At 66.7% G+C, this 2,818-nt stretch carries 4 protein-coding genes; 1 reads left to right on the top strand and 3 read right to left on the bottom strand.

Going from position 1 to position 2,818, the window contains the following annotated elements; genetic code table 11:
- Positions 1–200 (top strand): DUF3109 family protein (locus ACRDU5_RS22805; RefSeq protein WP_526617262.1); only part of this gene is annotated, 200 nt, incomplete at its 5' end.
- 85 nt (positions 201–285) lie between these two features.
- On the opposite strand, the gene regX is transcribed toward ACRDU5_RS22805, so the two are convergent.
- The 3 genes from regX to ACRDU5_RS22790 form a co-directional block, all read right to left on the bottom strand.
- Entirely contained in the window at positions 286–972 is a 687-nt protein-coding gene (regX, locus tag ACRDU5_RS22800; RefSeq protein WP_526617261.1) for a two-component sensory transduction protein RegX, read from the bottom strand.
- Between the two features lie 17 nt (positions 973–989).
- A complete protein-coding gene (locus tag ACRDU5_RS22795; RefSeq protein WP_526617260.1) occupies positions 990–2,168 on the bottom strand; it encodes a sensor histidine kinase in 1,179 nt (392 codons plus the stop codon).
- A 130-nt stretch (positions 2,169–2,298) separates the two neighbouring features.
- Positions 2,299–2,818 (bottom strand): 2,3-bisphosphoglycerate-dependent phosphoglycerate mutase (locus tag ACRDU5_RS22790; protein ID WP_526617259.1); only part of this gene is annotated, 520 nt, incomplete at its 5' end.

Genomic DNA, 2,818 nt, shown 5'->3' with positions numbered 1-2,818 from the left:
AGGGCGGTGCCGACCTGCACTGGTTCTGCACCGGTGATCCCGCCGCGCATGTCGGTTCGAAGCAGGTCTGGCAGTCTTATGCAGCCGAGCTGACCGAGCTGTTAGGCGAGAAGGCCTATGCGGAGCTCGCGGCAATGTGTAAGCGGCGCAGCGGGTTAGGGCTCATCGCCGTGCACCCCGCGACTCGCGCTGCCGAGTGAGTCACCCTCTCGCGCCGAGCTGGGCCCACGCACGCGACATGCCCGGGGTTTTCGGGAATTTTCCGTCTGCTCGCGCGGAGAAGTCCTAGCCCTCCAGCTTGTAGCCGAGGCCGCGCACCGTCACCAGGTGCACCGGATTGGCCGGATCCGCCTCGATCTTCGACCGCAGCCGCTTGACGTGGACATCGAGGGTCTTGGTGTCGCCGACATAGTCGGCGCCCCACACCCGATCGATGAGCTGGCCGCGGGTGAGCACCCGACCACTGTTGCGCATCAGGTACTCCAGCAGATCGAATTCCTTGAGCGGCAAGGTGATTGGCTCGCCGTTGACCGAAACGACGTGGCGCTCGACATCCATTCGCACCGGGCCGGCCTCCAACACGCCGTCGCCGATGCCCAAGTCGTCGGGGTCGGCGCCGCGGCGCAGCACCGCACGGATCCGCGCGATCAGCTCACGCGCCGAGTATGGCTTGGTGACGTAGTCGTCGGCGCCGAGTTCGAGCCCGACGACCTTGTCGATCTCGGCGTCCCGCGCGGTCACCATGATGACCGGCACGCTCGAGCGTGAGCGCAACTGCTTGCACACATCGGTTCCGCTCATTCCCGGCAGCATCAGGTCCAGCAGCACGATGTCGGCACCGGCTCGCTCGAATTCGGCCAGCGCCGAAGGTCCGTCGGTCACCACGGTGGCCTCGAAGCCCTCTTTACGCAGTAGGAATGCCAAGGGGTCGGCCAGCGACTCCTCGTCCTCAACGATCAACACGTTGGTCATGGACGTCTCAATTCCTCTCAGTCCTCTCGTTCGTCCGACTCGTCTTCATTGTCGAGGTAGGCCGGAATCGACAAGGTGAACGTCGATCCGGTACCCGGCTGACTCCACAGCCGGATAGATCCGTTGTGGTTGGCCGCAACATGTTTGACGATCGCCAGGCCGAGCCCGGTGCCCCCGGTGGCCCGGGAACGCGCCTTGTCCACGCGGAAGAACCGCTCGAACACCCGCTCCTGATCCGCGGGGGCGATGCCGATTCCCCGGTCGGTGACCGAGATCTCGATGTTGTTGCCCCGGCGGCGGCGGCTGATCGACACCGGGGACCCGTTGGGTGAGTAGGCGATTGCGTTGGACACCAGGTTGGCCATCGCGGTCACCAGGAGGGGTTGGTCACCGAGCACCTTGATGCCGGTGGGCGCGTCGGTGGTGATGGCGATGTCGGCGGTGTCGGCGGCCACCTTGTACCGCGACAGAGCCTCGGCGACAACGGTGTCGACGTCGACGGCCTCCAGGTCGGGCAGCCGTTCGGCGCCCTGCAGCCGGGACAGCTCGATCAGCTCGCCGACCATGTTGGCCAGCCGGTTGGATTCGGTGACCATCTTCTCGGCGAATCGGCGCACCGTTTCGGGATCGTCCGATGAGGCCAGCAGCGCCTCGGAGAGTACGCCCATCGCTCCCACCGGCGTCTTGAGTTCGTGGCTGACGTTGGCCACGAAATCGCGCCGGGTCGCCTCCATCCGCGCGTGCTCGGACTGGTCGTCGACGTAGACGACGGCGAACCGGCGGTCGTCCTCGGTCAGCAGCCGGACGTGTCCGCGCACCGACAGCCCCGAGCGGCCGGGATTCTGCCGCTTGCGCGGCGACAGATCGACCTCGACGTCCTCACCGGTGATCAGGGTGCGTTGCGCCGCCAGCCAGGCGCGGTCGTCGAGCAGCCGGTCCCGCACCAGGCCCAATTCGCGGGCCCGGTCGTTGGTGTAGACGACGTCCCGGTAGGTGTCGACCACGACGATGCCGATCGGCGACAGCGAGACGATGTGGGCAAGCATCTGCGAAACGGTGATACCGGCCTGCTCAGCCGCCTGCCGCTGCCTGCGTTCGACAATCCGCGGTGTCAGGCCCGCTCCGATCCCGACACCGATCACCAACGCGAGCAGCGCCACGACCGCCGCCAGCAGCAGCGCGGTTACCATACTCACGAGCAAATCGTACGAAACTGGTGAACGTCATCCCAGCAGCGTGCGGCTAAATCGGGACACGTCACACGTCCAAGCGCAGGTGTTCCGATTGCGTTCACCCAGTGTTTGCCGAAAAGGGCTTTTCGGCGGACTATTTCGCCCCCTGACTGGCTACCGCGGCAGCGCCTGCGGCGGCCGCTTCGGGGTCCAGGTAGGTGCCGCCGATGACCTTCGGCCGCAGATCGGCGTCCAGGTCGTAGCGGAGCGGGATGCCGGTCGGGATGTTGAGCCCCACCACGTCCTGGTCGGACATCTGGTCCAGGTACTTCACCAGCGCCCGCAGCGAGTTGCCGTGGGCGGCGATCAGCACGGTCTTGCCGGCCCGCAGGTCGGGCACGATCCGCTCGGTGAAGTACGGCAGGAACCGGGCGACCACGTCGGCCAGGCATTCCGTCAGCGGGCCGCCGCCGATGTCGGCGTAGCGGGGGTCGCGATCCTGGCTGTACTTGCTGCCCCGCTCGATCGGCGGGGGCGGGGTGTCGTAGCTGCGCCGCCACTTCATGAACTGCTCTTCGCCGTACTTGGCCTTGGTCTCCGCCTTGTTCAGGCCCTGCAGCGCGCCGTAGTGGCGCTCGTTGAGCCGCCAGTCCCGGTGCACCGGGATCCAGTGC

Source organism: Mycobacterium sp. (assembly GCF_050701515.1).
Taxonomy (GTDB): Bacteria; Actinomycetota; Actinomycetes; order Mycobacteriales; family Mycobacteriaceae; genus Mycobacterium.
Note: the sequence above shows the minus strand (reverse complement) of the source record. Positions and strands in the feature narration are given on the sequence as shown.